At 50.6% G+C, this 18,707-nt stretch carries 17 protein-coding genes; 10 read left to right on the plus strand and 7 right to left on the minus strand.

The features are described 5' to 3' along the window. Positions 1-88: 88 nt before the first annotated feature. The 6 genes from hupB to bolA form a co-directional block, all read right to left on the minus strand. Positions 89-361 (minus strand): nucleoid-associated protein HU-beta, encoded by a 273-nt coding sequence (hupB, locus tag DW47_RS0107230; RefSeq protein WP_029685731.1) that lies wholly within the window; start codon positions 359-361, stop codon positions 89-91. A gap of 173 nt (positions 362-534) precedes the next feature. After that, positions 535-2,889 (minus strand): endopeptidase La, encoded by a 2,355-nt coding sequence (gene lon, locus DW47_RS0107235; RefSeq protein WP_029685733.1) that lies wholly within the window; start codon positions 2,887-2,889, stop codon positions 535-537. A gap of 192 nt (positions 2,890-3,081) precedes the next feature. Continuing rightward, positions 3,082-4,353: an ATP-dependent protease ATP-binding subunit ClpX gene (clpX, locus tag DW47_RS0107240; RefSeq protein WP_029685734.1), complete on the minus strand. Its 1,272-nt coding sequence runs from the start codon at positions 4,351-4,353 to the stop codon at positions 3,082-3,084. Positions 4,354-4,473: 120 nt separating this feature from the next. After that, a complete protein-coding gene (gene clpP, locus DW47_RS0107245; protein WP_029685735.1) occupies positions 4,474-5,097 on the minus strand; it encodes an ATP-dependent Clp endopeptidase proteolytic subunit ClpP in 624 nt (207 codons plus the stop codon). 341 nt (positions 5,098-5,438) lie between these two features. Then, positions 5,439-6,746, minus strand: coding sequence for a trigger factor (gene tig, locus DW47_RS0107250; protein WP_029685736.1), 1,308 nt, complete (start codon positions 6,744-6,746; stop codon positions 5,439-5,441). A 286-nt stretch (positions 6,747-7,032) separates the two neighbouring features. Continuing rightward, the gene (bolA, locus tag DW47_RS0107255) at positions 7,033-7,347 is read right to left on the minus strand and encodes a transcriptional regulator BolA (RefSeq protein WP_029685737.1); all 315 of its coding nucleotides are present in this window, start codon (positions 7,345-7,347) and stop codon (positions 7,033-7,035) included. A 273-nt stretch (positions 7,348-7,620) separates the two neighbouring features. On the opposite strand from bolA, the gene DW47_RS0107260 reads away from it, so the two are divergent. From DW47_RS0107260 to DW47_RS0107295, 8 genes are all read left to right on the plus strand, one after another. Beyond that, on the plus strand, positions 7,621-8,199 hold the full coding sequence (locus DW47_RS0107260) for a lipoprotein (RefSeq protein ID WP_029685738.1): 579 nt from the start codon (positions 7,621-7,623) through the stop codon (positions 8,197-8,199). Positions 8,200-8,243: 44 nt separating this feature from the next. After that, positions 8,244-9,713: a muropeptide MFS transporter AmpG gene (gene ampG, locus DW47_RS0107265; RefSeq protein ID WP_029685739.1), complete on the plus strand. Its 1,470-nt coding sequence runs from the start codon at positions 8,244-8,246 to the stop codon at positions 9,711-9,713. 386 nt (positions 9,714-10,099) lie between these two features. Beyond that, positions 10,100-11,047, plus strand: coding sequence for a cytochrome o ubiquinol oxidase subunit II (cyoA, locus tag DW47_RS0107270; RefSeq protein ID WP_029685740.1), 948 nt, complete (start codon positions 10,100-10,102; stop codon positions 11,045-11,047). Between the two features lie 3 nt (positions 11,048-11,050). Then, positions 11,051-13,033 carry a cytochrome o ubiquinol oxidase subunit I gene (cyoB, locus tag DW47_RS0107275; protein ID WP_029685741.1) on the plus strand — a complete coding sequence of 661 codons (1,983 nt, stop codon included), beginning with the start codon at positions 11,051-11,053 and terminating at the stop codon, positions 13,031-13,033. Next, on the plus strand, positions 13,033-13,647 hold the full coding sequence (locus DW47_RS0107280; protein ID WP_029685742.1) for a cytochrome o ubiquinol oxidase subunit III: 615 nt from the start codon (positions 13,033-13,035) through the stop codon (positions 13,645-13,647). Before cyoB ends, DW47_RS0107280 begins: the two co-directional genes overlap by 1 nt. After that, positions 13,647-13,976, plus strand: coding sequence for a cytochrome o ubiquinol oxidase subunit IV (locus tag DW47_RS0107285; RefSeq protein WP_029685743.1), 330 nt, complete (start codon positions 13,647-13,649; stop codon positions 13,974-13,976). Before DW47_RS0107280 ends, DW47_RS0107285 begins: the two co-directional genes overlap by 1 nt. Positions 13,977-13,990: 14 nt before the next feature. Then, complete coding sequence (cyoE, locus tag DW47_RS0107290) at positions 13,991-14,881, plus strand: heme o synthase (protein ID WP_029685744.1); 891 nt, start codon at positions 13,991-13,993, stop codon at positions 14,879-14,881. 133 nt (positions 14,882-15,014) lie between these two features. Then, positions 15,015-16,391, plus strand: a complete 1,377-nt coding sequence (locus tag DW47_RS0107295) for an MFS transporter (RefSeq protein WP_029685745.1) — start codon at positions 15,015-15,017, stop codon at positions 16,389-16,391. A 73-nt stretch (positions 16,392-16,464) separates the two neighbouring features. Here the strand turns inward: DW47_RS0107295 and DW47_RS0107300 are convergent, their stop codons facing one another. Next, positions 16,465-16,956 carry a YajQ family cyclic di-GMP-binding protein gene (locus DW47_RS0107300; RefSeq protein ID WP_029685746.1) on the minus strand — a complete coding sequence of 164 codons (492 nt, stop codon included), beginning with the start codon at positions 16,954-16,956 and terminating at the stop codon, positions 16,465-16,467. A 131-nt stretch (positions 16,957-17,087) separates the two neighbouring features. Here DW47_RS0107300 and panE point away from each other — a divergent pair, with 131 nt between their 5' ends. Further along, positions 17,088-18,008 (plus strand): 2-dehydropantoate 2-reductase, encoded by a 921-nt coding sequence (panE, locus tag DW47_RS0107305; RefSeq protein WP_029685747.1) that lies wholly within the window; start codon positions 17,088-17,090, stop codon positions 18,006-18,008. Next, positions 17,962-18,561 carry a protein deglycase YajL gene (gene yajL / locus DW47_RS0107310; protein WP_029685748.1) on the plus strand — a complete coding sequence of 200 codons (600 nt, stop codon included), beginning with the start codon at positions 17,962-17,964 and terminating at the stop codon, positions 18,559-18,561. The genes panE and yajL overlap by 47 nt, the downstream gene beginning before the upstream one ends. Positions 18,562-18,707 lie beyond the last annotated feature (146 nt).

The raw sequence follows: 18,707 nt of genomic DNA on the forward strand, positions 1-18,707 counted from the left end.
ATCACCACGATGTGCCTGTATGTTACATGAGAACGCGGGATCAGTCCTCAATCCATGAAAGAAAATCCTTTCAGGGTATAAAAAATTATTAGTTTACAGAGTCTTTCAGCGCTTTACCTGCACGGAAGCCAGGAACCTTACCTGCCGGGATAGTGATTTCTTTACCGGTCTGCGGGTTGCGTCCGGTACGCTCTGCCCTTTCGCGTACAGAGAAAGTGCCGAAGCCAACCAGCGCCACTTCATCGCCCTCTTTTAGAGAGTCGGTCACCGCGCCCATAAATGCATCCAGAACACGTCCAGCTGCTGCTTTGGAAATATCCGCATCTGCCGCAATTTTATCGATCAGTTGTGACTTATTCACTCGTTCATCCCCTTTTTATTTTTTTCACTTTACCGGCAGGAAGACGCCGGATAAAGAACAGCCCTGTTATAGCAAGCCCCGCGAATGGACACAATGTTATTGAGTCCGAATTTTGAGCATCGTGGGGGTTTCTGAAAGCCTGCTCCCCATAAAGAGGAGCAGAGCTGACCGAATTATTTCGCAGTGACGATTTCAAAACCTTCAGGAGCGCGCTCCAAGGCCAGACTCAGGACTTCTTCGATACGCTTCACAGGATAAATTTTCAGATCAGCGATCACATTGTCTGGGATCTCTTCCAGATCACGTTTGTTTTCATCCGGGATCAGAACCGTTTTAATACCACCACGGTGCGCTGCCAACAGTTTCTCTTTCAGACCACCGATAGGCAGAACCTGGCCACGTAGAGTAATTTCCCCTGTCATTGCCACGTCGGCACGGACAGGGTTACCCGTCAGGCTAGAGACCAGCGCCGTACACATGGCGATACCGGCACTCGGGCCATCTTTCGGGGTCGCCCCTTCCGGCACATGCACATGAATATCACGCTTTTCATAGAAATCGCTGCTAATACCCAAGCTTTCGGCACGGGCTCTGACCACCGTCATCGCAGCCTGAATCGATTCCTGCATGACTTCACCCAAGGAACCGGTGTAGCTCAGTTTCCCTTTACCCGGTACGCTGGCGGTTTCGATGGTCAGTAGATCACCCCCCACTTCGGTCCATGCCAGACCCGTCACTTCACCGATACGGTTCTGATCGTCAGCGCGACCATAATCGAAGCGCTGTACCCCGAGGTAATCTTTCAGGTTGTCACCGTTGATAGTGATGTGCTTCTGGTCTTTATCCAGCAGCAACGCTTTCACCGCTTTACGGCACAGTTTCGACAGCTCACGCTCTAAACTACGTACCCCAGCTTCGCGGGTGTAGTAGCGGATAATCCCCATTAGGGCGCTGTCTTCCACGGTGATTTCTTTAGCTTTTAGCGCATTGCGTTCAATCTGTTTCGGTAACAGATGACGTTTCGCGATATTCAGCTTTTCATCTTCTGTATACCCAGACAGACGGATCACTTCCATACGATCCAGCAATGGCGCAGGAATATTCATGGAGTTAGAGGTGGCGACAAACATCACATCGGACAGATCGTAATCGACCTCCAGATAGTGATCGTTGAAGGCCACGTTCTGCTCAGGGTCTAGCACTTCCAGCAGGGCTGATGCCGGATCGCCGCGCATATCAGAAGACATCTTGTCGATCTCATCGAGCAGGAACAGTGGGTTTTTGACCCCGACTTTCGCCATTTTTTGGATAAGTTTGCCCGGCATAGAGCCAATATAGGTCCGGCGGTGACCGCGAATTTCAGCTTCGTCCCGGACGCCACCAAGTGCCATGCGGACATATTTCCGGCCGGTCGCTTTGGCGATTGACTGTCCCAGGGAGGTTTTACCCACACCCGGAGGCCCAACCAAGCACAGGATTGGCCCTTTGATTTTGTTCACGCGACTCTGTACCGCTAAATATTCCAAGATACGGTCTTTAACTCGCTCCAGGCCGTAATGGTCAGTATCCAAGGTTTCCTGAGCTTTACGCAGATCTTTTTTGACTTTGCTGCGCCCAGTCCAAGGTACTTGTACCATCCAATCAATATAGCCACGAACAACGGTCGCTTCCGCAGACATCGGTGACATCATTTTCAGCTTCTGCAGTTCTGCTTCCGCTTTTTCCTGTGCCTCTTTCGGCATCTTGGCGGCGTCGATTTTCTGCTTCAGCGCTTCAAATTCGTCAGGCGCGTCATCCATTTCACCCAGTTCTTTCTGAATTGCTTTCATCTGCTCATTCAGATAATACTCGCGCTGGCTTTTCTCCATCTGCTTTTTCACCCGGTTACGGATGCGTTTTTCAACCTGCAGCAGATCGATTTCAGACTCCATCATCGCCATTAAATATTCGAGGCGTTCGTTGATGTCGTTCATCTCCAGCACCGACTGTTTATCAGCCAGTTTTAGCGGCATATGGGCAGCAATAGTATCCGCCAGTCGGGCTGCATCATCGATATTATTCAATGACGTCAGCACTTCCGGTGGGATTTTTTTGTTGAGCTTAATATAGCCTTCAAACTGGCTGACTGCGGTGCGGATCAGGACTTCTTCTTCCCGCTCTTCAATATCAGCCGGCTGTAGATAGTCCGCACGGGCAACAAAATGGTCACCGTCATCGGTCAGGGTATCAATACGCGCACGCTGCAAGCCTTCGACCAGCACTTTAACAGTGCCGTCCGGCAGTTTCAGCATCTGTAAGACAGAGGCAACAGTCCCGACAGAAAACAGATCTGCCACGCCTGGCTCATCGGTTGAGGCTTCCTTCTGAGCCACCAGCAGGATCTTTTTATCGTTGTCCATCGCTGCTTCCAGACAGCGGATTGATTTCTCACGTCCAACAAACAACGGAATAACCATGTGCGGATAAACCACCACATCGCGTAATGGCAATACGGGGATTTCAATGCGTTCGGAACGCTCAGATGTCATAGAGCTCTCTCTTAGTTAATTTCCGCCAAGGTATGGGCTGTGACGCCCTTCGCAGTTGCGTGGGTGTTCAGACCAAATATATTTGAGTATATGGGGATGATGACACGACATTCAATGTCATAAATGTGAGAAAAATGAAAGGGGAAGCAAATTTCCCCTTTCGATGATGACCAGATTTACAAACTTGCTTAATTATTCGCCGGAGGCCTGGGCTTCCTGCTTACCGTAAATCAGCATCGGCTCTGATTCACCGTTGATGACGGTGTCATCAATCACCACTTTTTCAATACCGTCCATCGAAGGCAGATCATACATGGTGTCCAGTAACGCTGCTTCGACGATAGAACGCAGGCCACGGGCACCGGTTTTGCGAATCATCGCTTTTTTAGCGATCGCCGTCAGAGCCTCGTCACGGAACTCCAGTTCAGCACCTTCTAGGCTGAACAGCGCCTGATACTGTTTAGTCAGGGCATTTTTTGGCTCACGCAGGATCTGGATCAGCGCTTCTTCACTCAGTTCATTCAGGGTCGCGACCACTGGCAGACGCCCGATAAACTCAGGGATAAGACCAAACTTAATCAAATCTTCAGGCTCTGCCTGAGACAGCAACTGACCTTCGGTCGCTTTCTGGGAAGTATCTTTTACCGTCGCCCCGAAACCGATACCTGAACCGGTTTCGACACGCTGAGCGATAACTTTATCCAAGCCAGCAAATGCTCCGCCGCAGATAAACAGAATCTTAGAGGTATCGACCTGCAAAAATTCCTGTTGCGGATGCTTACGGCCACCCTGAGGTGGTACCGCAGCGACAGTACCTTCGATCAGCTTCAGTAATGCCTGCTGTACACCCTCACCGGAAACATCACGGGTGATTGAAGGGTTGTCCGACTTACGAGAGATTTTGTCGATTTCATCGATATAAACGATACCACGCTGGGCCTTATCAACATCGTAATCGCACTTCTGCAGCAATTTCTGGATGATATTTTCAACATCTTCACCGACATAACCGGCTTCGGTCAGGGTGGTGGCATCCGCCATAGTGAACGGCACATCCAGTAAACGGGCTAAGGTTTCTGCCAGCAGAGTTTTACCGCTACCGGTAGGACCGATCAGCAGAATGTTACTTTTACCCAGTTCAACACCGTTGCTGGTATCGCCATTGCGCAGACGCTTGTAGTGGTTGTAAACCGCTACCGACAGCACTTTTTTGGCTTTTTCTTGGCCAATCACGTAATCATCAAGATGAGTGCGGATTTCATGTGGCGTAGGTAATGCACTACGCTCACGATGAGGAGCAACTTCTTTAATTTCCTCACGGATAATGTCGTTGCACAGATCAACACACTCATCACAGATATACACTGACGGTCCGGCAATCAGTTTACGCACTTCATGCTGGCTCTTGCCGCAAAAAGAGCAGTACAGCAACTTACCTGAACCGTCTTTGCGCTTCTCTGTCATCAGTTAACCTCTTTGTTGTTTCGACAACAGGCCCTCTTTAGGAATGACCTGTTGTACTCATCAATACACTGCCAGCTTTAGATTCTGCTTAGGTTCAGCAGATAAGTGTAGCAAAGTGTCTTATTTACGCTGTGTCAGGACAGAGTCCACTAAGCCATACTCTACCGCTTCAGATGCTGACAGGAAACGGTCGCGCTCGGTATCTTCAATGATCTGCTCTAATGGCTTACCGGTGTGTTTTGCCATCAGTTCGTTCATACGCTGTTTCACTTTCAGGATCTCACGGGCATGAATTTCGATGTCCGATGCCTGCCCTTGGAAACCGCCTAACGGCTGGTGGATCATCACACGGGAGTTTGGTAGGCAGAAACGCTTGCCTTCGGCACCCGCTGTCAGCAGAAATGCGCCCATGGAACAGGCTTGGCCCATACAAATGGTACTCACATCCGGTTTAATAAACTGCATGGTGTCATAGATTGACATACCGGCGGTGATGACGCCACCTGGCGAGTTAATGTACAGGTAGATGTCTTTCTCAGGGTTCTCTGCTTCCAGGAACAGCATCTGCGCGACGATCAGGTTGGCCATATGGTCTTCAACCTGACCGGTCAGAAAGATCACACGCTCTTTAAGTAAGCGGGAAAAAATGTCGTAAGAACGCTCACCCCGTGAGGTCTGTTCAACCACCATCGGCACCAGTGCCATCTGGGATGCCATCATTTCACTTTCGCTACTGTAAGACATAACCGTCTCCTGAATAAATTTCGTTGGTAACACTCTGTACCGATTTTACGTGAGGACTGCCGGAATTCCTACCGGGCAGCCCTGTTCCGACTACGTCAGGACGGTTAATCAGTCAGTCTCTTCCTTCATTCCCTTTGATATGGGGATAACTGCCAGTAAATCAAGCATAACAATCTTTTGAGGATTCGCGAAGATTATGCACCAGATTCCACGATTATCCGTTAGCAGATTGAGGAAATATAAAGAAAAAGTATACCTGCTGGGTCGTTAACGACCATAAGCAAAAAAGCCCGTGGCCATTCCGGCCACGGGCTTCACATCACTCCATGCTCTGGAATGACTTAGGCAGACTGCTGCGCCTGGTTCATCAGATCGTGGAATTTAGCAGGTTTTTCAGTCACTTTAGCCTTAGCTAACAGTGCATCAACCGCTTGCTCTTCCAGAGCCACATTACGCATATTGTCCATCAGCTCTTTATTTTTGCTGTAGAACTCAATGACTTCCTGTGGATCTTCGTAAGCAGATGCCATTTCTTCGATCATCGCTTTGACGCGATCTTCATCAGCTTTCAGTTCGCTGGTACGGATCACTTCACCCAGCAGCAGACCGACAACAACGCGACGTTTTGCCTGCTCTTCGAACAGTTCACGTGGTAATTCCAGCGCCTGAGCTTCGTTACCACCAAAACGCTGTGCCGCTTGACGACGCAGAACGTCGATTTCGCTGTCGATCAGGGCCGCAGGAACCGCGATGTCGTTCTCTTTGATCAGGCCATCGATGGTCTGAGTTTTGATGTTGTTACGCACCACATTTTTCAGCTCACGTTCCATGTTCTTACGAACTTCGGTACGCAGGCCAGCAACTGAACCGTCAGCCACGCCAAAACGTTTTACGAACTCTTCAGTGAACTCCGGCAGTTCTTGCTGTTCTACTTTCTTCAGAACAATCGCAAACTTCGCGTCTTTACCCTTCAGGGCTTCCGCGTGGTACTCTTCTGGGAATTTCACATCGATGGTGAATTCTTCACCAGCTTTATGACCGACCAGACCTTCTTCGAAGCCTGGGATCATGCGGCCCTGGCCCATTGCCAGAACGAAATCAGACGATTTGCCGCCTTCGAACTCTTCACCGTCAACAGTACCGGTAAAGTCGATGGTAACACGGTCAGTGGCGGTCGCCGCTTCGTCAGTTTCTTTCCAGTCAGCCTGCTGCTTGCGCAGGGTGTCCAGCATGGTGTCGACGTCTTCGTCTGTCACATCAACCTGAGGTTTTTCAACTTCGATTGCGTCCAGACCTTTCAGTTCGATTTCAGGGTAGACTTCAAACTCAACAGAGTAAGTGAAGTCTTCGCCTGCTTTATACTGACCCGGGACATACTTAGGTGCGCCCGCTGGGTTAATTTTCTCTTTGATGATCGCATCAATGAAGTTGCGGGACATCACTTCGCCCAGCACGTCCTGACGTACGGATGCACCGTAACGCTGCTCGATGATGTTGGCAGGGACTTTACCCTTACGGAAACCATCGATACGAACTTTCTTAGAAACGTCGATCAGTTCTTTCTTCACCGCAGTCTCAATGCTCTCAGCAGCGACTGTGATGGTAATGCGACGGCCCAGGCCCTCTGTGGTTTCTACTGAAACTTGCATCTTGTTACCTCAAAAAATCACGTGCTCGGTCAACTTCAGACATCACGCATTATCAATACGCACTATCTGACAACCGGGAGGGCTTCCCTGAAGAATACTCCATTCCCTGTTACCAGAAGCGTCCCGAAGACATTCCGGAAAAATAGACGCAGCATTATAGCGGCATCATCTGTATGAGTCGAGAAGCCACATGCAGAGGATCGGCCCGGGATCACCGATTTTTGCCTGAATGGGACTTTTCAGAACAAAAAAACGGCCGTAAAGGCCGTTTATCGGGTTGTCCGTATCAGGCTTGCAGCCCTGCGCCCCGACAATCTGGCGAGGCCGGTACGGTATCTTGCAGTCCCTGCCATTCGGTGGTGGTATAGGTGTGCAACGCCAGTGCATGGACAGGCCCGGCCAGTTCTTTCGCCAATACCGCATAAATAGCACGGTGTCTGGCAAGAAAGCGCTCTCCGCTGAAACGATCACTGACAATCACAACCTTAAAGTGACTTTCTGAACCCGCAGGAACATTATGGCGATAGCTTTCATCCTGCACATCAAGGTAGGCAGGCTGAAACTCATTACGTAGTTTATCTTCTATCTGAGCGCGTATCATTTCGGTGACTCCTGACGTTCGAGCGCACTGCCCTTCATTAACAATACTAGTGGGTTTTCAGCCACGCACTGTCTGCTTTTAAAAAATAGAGGCTATCCCGGGGTTGACCGGCCATGATAACATCTGGATGTGAGCGGACTATGGATGAGTTAGTCACTGAAATCCAGAGGCTTTTACAGATTTCTCTGAGACTATACTCCCGCCTCAACGACCGAAACCCCGCCGGCGAGCGTCGTAGGCTGCTGGCTTTTTTCATGTGATGAGAAACTAAGTATGTTAAAACGCGTAATTTTTCCGCTGCTGGCAGCGTTTGCCCTGGCAGGCTGTGCCTCAAGCAGTAATACCCTGGAAGTCACGCCAAAAATGTCTCTCCCCCAGCAGGACCCTAGCCTGATGGGCGTCACCATCAGTGTTAACGGGGCCGATCAACGCACCAGCCAAGCTCTGGCACAGGTAACCCGTGATAATCAACTGGTAACCCTGACACCATCCCGTGACTTGCGCTATTTGCTGCAAGAAGTGTTGGAAAAACAGATGACCGCTCGCGGCTATATGATTGGCCCTAACGGCGCAGTGGATCTCTCTATTGTGGTGAATAAACTCTATGCCAATGTGACCCAGGGCAACCTGCGGTACAGCATCACCACTAACGCGGATATTTCGATTATCGCTACCGCCAAGAATGGTAATAAACAAATCAAATCGTATCGCCAGACTTACAGCGTCGAGGGGGCCTTTAATGCCACCAACGATAAGATTGCCAAAGCGGTCAACACAGCAATGGGTGATGTCATCTCCGATATGGCCCAGGACACCAGCATTAACGACTTCATTAAACAAAATACCCGTTGAATGGTATCATCGCTGCATGAAATTTCATCATGCAGCAGGATGCCATGCGAACCGACTACTTAAAAATTTTCAGCCAGCGTAATTTTGCCGTTTTACTGTTGCTGGGATTTTCTTCGGGACTGCCGTTAGCGCTGACCTCTGGTACCCTTCAGGCCTGGATGACCGTTGAAAATATCGATCTAAAAACCATCGGTATTTTCTCTCTGGTTGGACAGGCCTACGTCTTCAAGTTTCTCTGGTCGCCGTTTATGGACCGCTACTCCCCGTCTGTGCTGACCCGCCGCCGTGGCTGGCTGTTGCTGACCCAATGCGCACTGATCCTGACCATTGCCGCGATGGGCTTTATTCAGCCCGCCAGTCATTTAACGCTATTGGCATTACTGGCTGTCCTGGTGGCCTTTTGCTCGGCCTCCCAAGATATCGTGTTTGACGCATGGAAAACCGATGTACTTCCCCCAGAACAACGCGGCAGTGGTGCCGCGATCACCGTACTGGGCTACCGGTTGGCTATGATGGTTTCCGGCGGGCTGGCTTTATGGTTGGCAGACCGCTATCTCGGTTGGAATGCCACCTATTGGCTGATGGCCGCACTGATGTTACCCGGCATCCTCGGCACTCTGATGGCTAAGGAGCCGACCACCAGTGCCGCGCGACCGGTCACCCTGCGTCAGGCTGTCGTCGCCCCATTACTGGACTTTTTTGGCCGTAACAACGCATGGCTTATGATCACGCTGATTGTGTTGTACAAATTGGGAGATGCATTTGCTGGCGCCCTCAGCACCACCTTTTTGATCCGAGGTCTAGGTTTTAGTGCTGGCGATGTTGGGCTGGTGAATAAGACGCTCGGTTTGCTGGCCACCATTGTCGGGGCACTCTATGGCGGCGTGTTGATGCAGCGTCTGTCCTTGTATCGTGCCCTAATGTGGTTCGGGATCCTACAAACCTTTTCTAACCTTGGTTGGTGGCTGCTAAGTGTCACCGCCCCCCACCTGTGGAGTATGTCTACCGCCATTTTCATCGAAAACCTGTGTGGCGGTATGGGCACTGCGGCTTTTGTCGCCCTGTTGATGGCGTTATGTAATGCCTCATTCTCGGCTACCCAATTTGCCCTGCTGTCTGCACTGTCCGCCGTGGGCCGTGTTTATGTCGGTCCTGCGGCGGGCTGGCTAGTCGAACTCTGGGGCTGGCCACTGTTCTATGCCTTCACCGTGATAGCCGGCCTACCCGGCTTGTTGTTACTACTGGTGAGTCGTAGCAGCTTGGACGCTGCCCGTCAGGGCATTTTTCCACCGCGTCAGGCACTGCCTAAGGCCTATGGCCTTGCTTTCAAAATGTTTATTGCAGGTTGTCTGGTACTTTTGGCATGGCTGACTACACTTAGTTTAACAGCTCTCCACTGGCTCCCGGCAGGCTTTCGCGATGCACCGGTATTTGAAACCGGAATGGCAATCCTGACCTGTGCAGTATTATTCGGTGTAGTGCTCGATTATCGCTGTATAAAAAGTGATGACTGATGCTATTAATGCCATCAAATGTTAAGTTTATGTTCATTTATTGATGTTCGGTCTACTTAACAGCTGCGCAAAATAACACCAACCCCATCACAAAACCTCGCCACAATAGTTGCAAAAAAGTTAATATATAATGTTTTTACAACAATCTGTGGCGAGAATTTTCGCTTTCACTCGTCAATCCTGGGACCTTACCTGCGGACCAGAAAACATTTAACTAACTGATATAGATACATTTTCATTATAAATAACAAGGAGTGTTAAACATATTAGAAAATGCCACTTAGAGCGACTGACATAACCTCAATTTTGTTTACAGTATAGAAACCTTACCGTAAAATACCGCCACACTTAAACGACAATTAGCCCTTTGTCATTGAGGTCGTTAAATGAGACTCAGGAAATTCAATAAATGTTTGGGGATTTTGTCACTGATCAGCGGCGCAGTGTTATTGAGCGGCTGTGACAGTGCCTTATTAAATCCCAAAGGACAGATTGCACTGGAGCAACGTTCATTAATCATGACGGCCTTTGGCCTGATGCTGGTGGTCGTTATTCCCGCAGTCTTAATGGCTATCATATTCGCCTGGAAATATCGGGCATCGAATACCAATGCTAAATACTCACCTGAATGGTCACACTCCAATAAACTGGAAGCGGTGGTATGGGCGATCCCGATCCTTATCATTATCTTCCTCGGCATTCTGACATGGAAATCTACCCACGCACTGGAACCGAGTAAGCCTATCGCTTCCGATGTGAAACCGGTTGAAATCGATGTGATTGCGCTGGACTGGAAGTGGCTGTTTATCTATCCAGAACAGGGTATTGCTACCGTCAATCAGATAGCCTTCCCGGCCAATACACCGGTCAGCTTCCGGATCACCTCCGACACGGTGATGAATTCCTTCTTTATTCCTACCTTGGGCAGCCAAATCTATGCGATGGCCGGTATGCAGACTCGTTTGCATCTGATCGCTAACCAGCCAGGAATTTTTGACGGGATCTCCTCTAACTTCAGCGGTCCAGGTTTCTCTGGTATGAAATTCAAAGCCATTGCCACTCAGGACAACGCGGCCTTCCAGCAGTGGGTAGATAAGGTCAAAGCCTCTTCTAACACACTGACCACGATGGATGATTTCAATAAATTGGCGGCGCCAAGTGAGAATAATCCGGTGGAGTACTTCTCAACCGCAAATCCACAACTGTTTGATCAGGTTGTCGACAAATTTATGGCCCATAACACCATGAATATGTCTCAGGATGGCAAGATGGATATGCCGAATGGTGAAGGTATGGAGATGAACCATCAGTCAGCCGCCGGTGCAGGGGAATAAACCATGTTAGGAAAATTAAGTTTAGCGGCAGTGCCCTTAGACGTCCCGATTGTCATGGTGACCGTCTCTGCCATTATCATCGCGGGTATCGCCATCCTAGCGGCGATTACCTATTTTGGTAAATGGAAATATCTGTGGTCGGAATGGATCACCTCTATCGACCATAAAAAACTGGGGATCATGTACTGTATCTTGGCGTTTGTCATGCTGTTGCGTGGCTTTGCCGATGCCATCATGATGCGTAGCCAGCAAGTACTGGCCTCAGCCGGTGAGCCGGGCTTCCTGCCCCCTCACCACTACGATCAGATCTTTACCGCCCATGGCGTGATTATGATCTTCTTCGTGGCGATGCCGTTCGTGGTCGGGCTGATGAACCTGGCGGTGCCGTTGCAAATCGGTGCCCGTGACGTTGCTTTCCCGTTCCTGAATAACCTGAGCTTCTGGTTCACGGCTATCGGTGTGGTACTGGTTAACCTGTCACTGGGTGTCGGTGAGTTCGCACAGACCGGCTGGCTGGCCTACCCACCGTTATCGGGGGCAGAGTACAGTCCGGGAGTCGGTGTTGATTACTGGATCTGGAGTCTACAGCTCTCCGGGATAGGGACCACCCTGACGGGTATTAACTTCTTTGTGACGATCCTCAAGATGCGTACTCCAGGGATGACCCTGTTTAAAATGCCCATCTTTACGTGGACAGCGCTGTGCACCAACGTGCTGATCATTGCGGCTTTCCCAGTACTGACCGTAACCCTGGCACTGCTGACCCTTGACCGTTATCTGGGCTTCCATTTCTTTACTAATGAAATGGGTGGCAACATGATGATGTACGTCAACCTGATTTGGGTTTGGGGCCATCCAGAAGTATATATCTTGGTCCTGCCGGTGTTCGGCGTCTTCTCTGAAGTCACCGCCACCTTCTCCAGAAAACGGATGTTTGGTTATACCTCCATGGTGTGGGCAACCGTTGCCATTACCGTTCTGTCGTTTATCGTCTGGCTGCACCACTTCTTCACCATGGGTGCGGGCGCGAACGTAAACGCCTTCTTCGGTATTATGACCATGATTATCGCTATCCCGACTGGGGTGAAAATCTTTAACTGGTTGTTCACTATGTACCAAGGCCGCATTCAGATGACAGCCCCGATGCTGTGGACCGTTGGTTTTATTGTCACCTTCTCGGTAGGTGGGATGACGGGGGTACTGTTAGCGGTTCCGGGCGCGGACTTTGTGCTGCACAACAGCCTGTTCCTGATTGCTCACTTCCATAACGTGATTATCGGTGGTGTGGTATTCGGTTGTATGGCCGGTGTCACTTACTGGTTCCCGAAAGCCTTTGGCTTTACCCTGAACGAAAAATGGGGGAAACGCTCTTTCTGGTTCTGGATCATCGGGTTCTTCGTTGCCTTTATGCCGCTGTACGCGCTGGGCTTTATGGGTATGACCCGCCGTCTAAGCCAGAATATCGACCCGCAGTTCCACCCGTTATTAGTCGTCGCTGCCTGTGGTGCTGGCCTGATTGCTATCGGTATCCTGTGCCAAATCATCATGTTCTGGGTATCGGTCCGCGACCGTCACCTGAACCGTGATCTGACCGGTGACCCGTGGGGTGCCCGTACCCTGGAGTGGTCAGTCTCCTCCCCTCCTCCGGCTTGGAACTTTGCGGTCATTCCAGAAGCCCATGAGCGTGATGTGTTCTGGGAGATGAAACAGCGTGGCGAGGCGTATCAGAAACCGGCTCATTATGAACCGATTCATATGCCGAAAAATAGCGGTGTTCCGGTGATTATTGCGCTGTTTGCCACGGTGTTCGGTTTTGCCATGATTTGGTGGATCTGGTGGCTGGCGATTGTCTGCTTCGTTGCCATGATTGCTCTGTGGATCGGTAAGAGCTTCGATGAGGACGTGGAATACTACGTGTCAGTGGAAGACATCGAGCAGCATGAACGTAAACACTTCGAAGAACTCAGCAAAGCAGGTGTGAAATAATGGCTACTCAAACTCTCTCTGAACAGCACGAGGCCCATGCAACACATGGGCACCACGATACAGGGGCCAATAAAGTGTTTGGTTTCTGGATCTACCTGATGAGTGACTGCATTATCTTTGCAACACTGTTTGCGACCTATGCAGTAATGACTCATGGTACGGCGGGCGGCCCAACCGGTAAGGACTTCTTCGAACTTCCTTACGTCCTCGGCGAGACGGCCCTGTTGCTATTCAGCTCCATCACCTATGGCTTCTCCATGATTGCCATGAACCGCAACAACCAGAAGGCCGTTATTGGCTTTCTGTTGGTGACCTTTGTACTGGGAGCTGGCTTTATCGGGATGGAGATCAACGAATTCCATCATCTGATTGCCGAAGGATGGGGGCCACAACGCAGCGGATTCCTGTCAGCCTTCTTCACACTGGTCGGTACCCATGGTCTGCACGTGACCGTAGGTCTTATCTGGATGCTAGTGCTGATCTATCAGGTGGCGACCCGCGGTCTGAGCGCCACTAACCGTACCCGTCTGATGTGCTTGAGCCTGTTTTGGCACTTCCTGGATGTGGTATGGATCTGTGTGTTTACCATTGTTTATCTGATGGGGGTCATGTAATGAGCCATACTGTTAGCGAACATGGCGCTTCCCACGGAAGCCTGAAGTCGTATATCACCGGCTTTATTCTTTCCGTTATCCTGACCGGTATCCCGTTCTGGATGGTAATGGAAGGCAGTGCTGCCAAAAGCACCACTCTGGCGGTGGTGGTAATCTGTGCCGTGGTACAGGTTGTGGTTCACTTGGTCTACTTCCTGCACCTTGACCGTAAATCGGAAGGTGGTTGGAACATGGTTGCAATTGTCTTCTCGGCACTCATTATACTGATTGTTGTAGTCGGCTCACTGTGGATCATGTGGAACCTGAACTACAACATGATGCCGCAATAACTGAGTTAACTGTGATGATAAAGCAATACCTGCAAGTGACAAAACCAGGAATTATTTTCGGAAATTTAATTTCTGTGGTGGGTGGTTTTCTGCTGGCGTCAAAAGGCAGCATTAATTTCACCTTATTTCTCATCACACTGGTCGGGGTTTCACTAGTGGTGGCATCGGGTTGTGTGTTTAACAACGTGATCGACCGCGATATTGACCAGAAAATGGAGAGAACGAAGAACAGGGTGCTTGTCAAAGGACTGATTTCTGCCAACACCAGCCTGGTGTATGCGACTTTGTTGGGTATTGCCGGCTTTGCCACTTTATACTTTGGTGCCAATCCACTGGCGATGTGGTTGTCAGTGGCTGGCTTTATCGTCTATGTGGGCATTTACAGCCTGTATATGAAACGTCACTCCGTGTATGGAACGCTTATCGGCAGTCTCTCGGGGGCCGCGCCCCCGGTGATTGGCTACTGCGCCGTGTCCAATGAGTTTGATGCTGGAGCACTGATCCTGCTCGCCATCTTTAGCCTGTGGCAGATGCCGCACTCTTATGCGATTGCTATCTTCCGCTTTAAAGATTACCAGGCGGCCAATATTCCGGTACTGCCTGTGGTGAAAGGGATCTCTGTCGCCAAACATCATATTACTGTCTATATCCTTGCTTTTATGATTGCCACCCTAATGTTGTCACTGGGCGGCTATGCCGGTTATCGCTATCTCGTCGTGGCAGCCGTAGTCAGCATCTGGTGGCTAGGTATGGCCCTTTCCGGCTATAAACGCAGTAATGATGATCGTATCTGGGCGCGTAAACTGTTTGTGTTCTCCATTGTTGCCATCACAGCACTGAGCGTCATGATGTCGGTGGATTTTATGACCCCAGCCTCTAAAGATTTACTCACCTACGTCTGGTAACCCACTGTTACCCGAATCCAAAAGGCGCCAGTTTCGCGCCTTTTCTTTTTTTGTTACTTCTGTTTGTAAACTATTATTTTACCGAGCCTGTTTCGCACCTTACTATAGCGAAGGTGAATGAAAAGGGGTTTTGATGAACGATAATAAAATGACGTCGCTGGAAATGCGCGCGACCTGGGGCCTAGGAACGGTCTTTTCCCTGAGGATGTTAGGGATGTTTATGGTCCTGCCAGTTCTAACCACCTATGGGATGGCCTTGCAGGGCGCTTCGGAATCATTGATTGGTTTGGCTATCGGTATCTACGGCTTAGCTCAGGCGATTTTTCAGGTGCCATTCGGTCTGTTGTCCGATCGTATCGGCCGCAAACCGCTGATCGTCGGCGGGTTACTGTTATTTGTCCTTGGCAGTGTAATTGCCGCGGATACTCAGTCGATTTGGGGGATTATCCTTGGCCGCGCCTTGCAGGGCTCCGGCGCGATTGCCGCCGCCGTGATGGCGCTACTGTCAGATCTGACCCGCGAACAGAACCGAACCAAAGCGATGGCTTTCATTGGCATCAGCTTTGGGGTTACCTTTGCCATCGCCATGGTTTTGGGACCGATAGTGACCCATCTGCTCGGCTTGCATGCGCTGTTCTGGATGATAGCCCTACTGGCGCTCATAGGGATCCTCATCACCCTGCTGGTGGTGCCTTCTGCTAAGGATCACCTACTGAACCGTGAGTCCGGCATGGTGAAAGGCAGTTTTAAGAAGGTCCTCGCCAATCCACGACTGTTGAAACTAAATTTCGGTATCCTGTGTCTGCATATCCTGCTGATGTCGAGTTTTGTTGCCCTACCCGGCCAGTTTGAAATTGCTGGCTTACCGGCCTCACAGCATTGGAAAGTGTATCTGTGCACCATGCTTATCGCGTTCGCGGCCGTGATGCCGTTTATTATCATCGCCGAAGTAAAACGTAAGATGAAAGCAGTATTTGTGACCTGTGTGGCACTGCTGGTGATCGCCGAAATTATTCTCTGGGGGGCGGGGACCCATTTCTGGACCTTAGTGGTCGGTGTGCAGGTGTTCTTCTTCGCCTTTAACTTGATGGAAGCGATCCTGCCATCACTGATCAGTAAGGAGTCTCCGGCGGGTTATAAAGGGACTGCCATGGGTATTTATTCCACCAGCCAGTTTATCGGTGTGGCGATTGGTGGCAGCCTCGGGGGCTGGATCTTCCAGCATGTGGATGCACAGACCGTTTTTCTGGCAGGAACCCTGCTGGCGGTAGTGTGGCTGCTGGTCAGTCTGACCATGAAAGAGCCGCCTTATGTCAGCAGCCTGCGTCTGGTCTCTGATAAGCTACAGCAGGCTAAGGGGCTTGAGCAGCGTCTGGCTTCTGTCGAGGGTGTTTCCTCGGTGATGATGGTCCCTGAAGAGAACAGCATCTACGTGAAAATAGACAGCAAGGTCACTAGCCGCGATGCGCTGGAAGCCATTGTTGCCAGCTATCCAACCCAACCAGTGTAATCTTTGGTTGCAACCGGCACATAGTAAAAAGCGCGGGCCATAGGGTCCGCGCTTTTTTGACTAAAGCGTTATCTTAGTCGCGGAAGTTCTTAAACTGGAAAGGCTGTCCCAAGTTACCGCCGCGGATCAAGGCCATAACACTTTGCAGATCATCACGGGATTTGCCGGTAACACGCAAAGACTCACCCTGGATCTGGGTCTGCACCTTCAGTTTGCTGTCTTTGATCAGTTTGACGATTTTCTTCGCCACATCAGACTCAATGCCTTTTTTCAGTTTGGCATCCACTGACCAGCTTTTACCGCTGTGCTCAATCTCTTCTGGGACTTCCAGCGCAGCACCTTCAATGCCCCGCTTCAGCAATTTTTCACGCAGAATATCCACTAACTGCTTTACCTGGAAATCAGATTCGGTACTGACTTTGATGGTTTCGTTCTTTTCGTTTAACTCGATAGACGCTTCGACATTACGGAAATCAAAGCGGGTAGTCAGTTCACGGCTGGCGTTTTCGACCGCATTACGGACTTCCTGAAGTTCGACTTCAGAGACGATATCGAAAGATGGCATATTTTCTTCTCCTGATGCTGTTTTGCCATGCATAATACGCAGATCGACGCGGTAAAAAAATGCCTGAGTCCTGAAATCCTACGACTCAGCTGTGAATTTACGCCTGCCGCCGGCAGTTATTGGGAGTGATCATGAATATTACTGTACTGGGGTGTGGCGCCCTGGGACAAATATGGCTTTCAGCATTAAGCCGCCAAGGGCATCAGGTGCAAGGCTGGTTGCGGGTACCTAAACCTTCTATCAGAGTGCAAATCAACAGCCCTGACGGCCTTATCCATCGCCATCAATTTACCGCCAATGATGCCGGACATCTGGCCAATTGCCAGTTGCTGTTAGTGACTTTGAAAGCAGCGCAGATTTCTACTGCCATTACGCAAATTCTCCCGTTACTGCCCGCAGATTGCCCGATACTGCTTATTCATAACGGTATGGGAGTACTTAATGAGCTTCCGGTGATCCACCAGCCTCTGTTGCGCGGTATTACTACCCACTCATCTTATCGTGAGCGAGATCGAGTGATCCATGTGGCCCATGGGCTTACCCATATTGGCCCAGTAAACCGTCACGATACTCGCTTCAGTCTGCTGGCGGATAAACTGCATGAAGCCCTGCCTGATGTCGCCTGGCATGACAATATCCTGCCTGCCTGCTGGAATAAGTTGGCCATTAACTGTGTGATCAATCCGCTAAGTGTCCGTTATGACTGCCAAAACGGCGACATATTGGCTTATCCGCAGGATATCGCGCAGATCTGTCAGGAAGTGGCGGACGTGATGGCTCGGGAGGATCTACATGCTGACGCCGCCCGCCTGCAAGCCAATGCTCTCCATGTGCTACAGCTCAGCGCTGCTAACACTTCATCAATGCTGCAAGATATTCGTGCCGGACGCAGTAGCGAAAATGACTATATCACCGGCTATTTATTGCGTACCGCCACCCGCTACGGCATGAACCTGCCGTTTAACCGTGAACTCTATCAATTCGTCAAAAATAAGGAGTCAGCCAATGGGCACCCCGAAATCCGTACTGGTTTGCCTAGCGCATGGTACTGAAGAGACTGAAGCGGTCTCGGTGATTGACCTGCTGGTTCGGGCGGGGATCAGTGTCACCACGGCCAGTGTCGAGAGTGACGGCGAACAACTGATCCGCTGCTCCCGTGGGGTACGTCTGATGTGTGACGCCACTCTGGTAAATGCCGCTGATCAGCCATTTGATGCGCTGGTATTACCGGGCGGAGATGAGGGGGCTCTCACCTTCGGCGACAGCGTACTGCTCACAGAAACCGTCCGCCAGTTCCGCACCACTGGGCGGATCGTGGCGGCCATTTGTGCCGCCCCGGCACGGGTGTTGGTTACCCACGGTCTGTTCAGCGATGGAAATATGACCGGTTTTCCCGGCCTGCGTGATCAGATCCCCGCACAGCAGTGGATAGAACGCCGCGTAGTCTGGGACCCGCGGGTTAACTTGCTGACCAGTCAGGGACCAGGCACCGCCTTTGATTTTGCCCTTAAGCTTATTGATCTGCTGGTGGGGAGCGATAAAGCCCGTGAGGTCGCTGAGCCGCTGGTACTGGCTCCGGGTATTTATAACTATCAGGAAAGCTAAGATAAAAAGCCCGCCGCGGTACTCACCGGGCGGGCTTTTTTCAGGTCACTGACCCGTCCTGAATAGCGTTGACACGTTCCTGTTCTAATTCTGGAGAACGTGATGATGACAGAGTTCAAACGCACCCAACGAGATTATCCTCTATC

The sequence above is a fragment of the Tatumella saanichensis genome, assembly GCF_000439375.1.
GTDB lineage: Bacteria > Pseudomonadota > Gammaproteobacteria > Enterobacterales > Enterobacteriaceae > Tatumella > Tatumella saanichensis.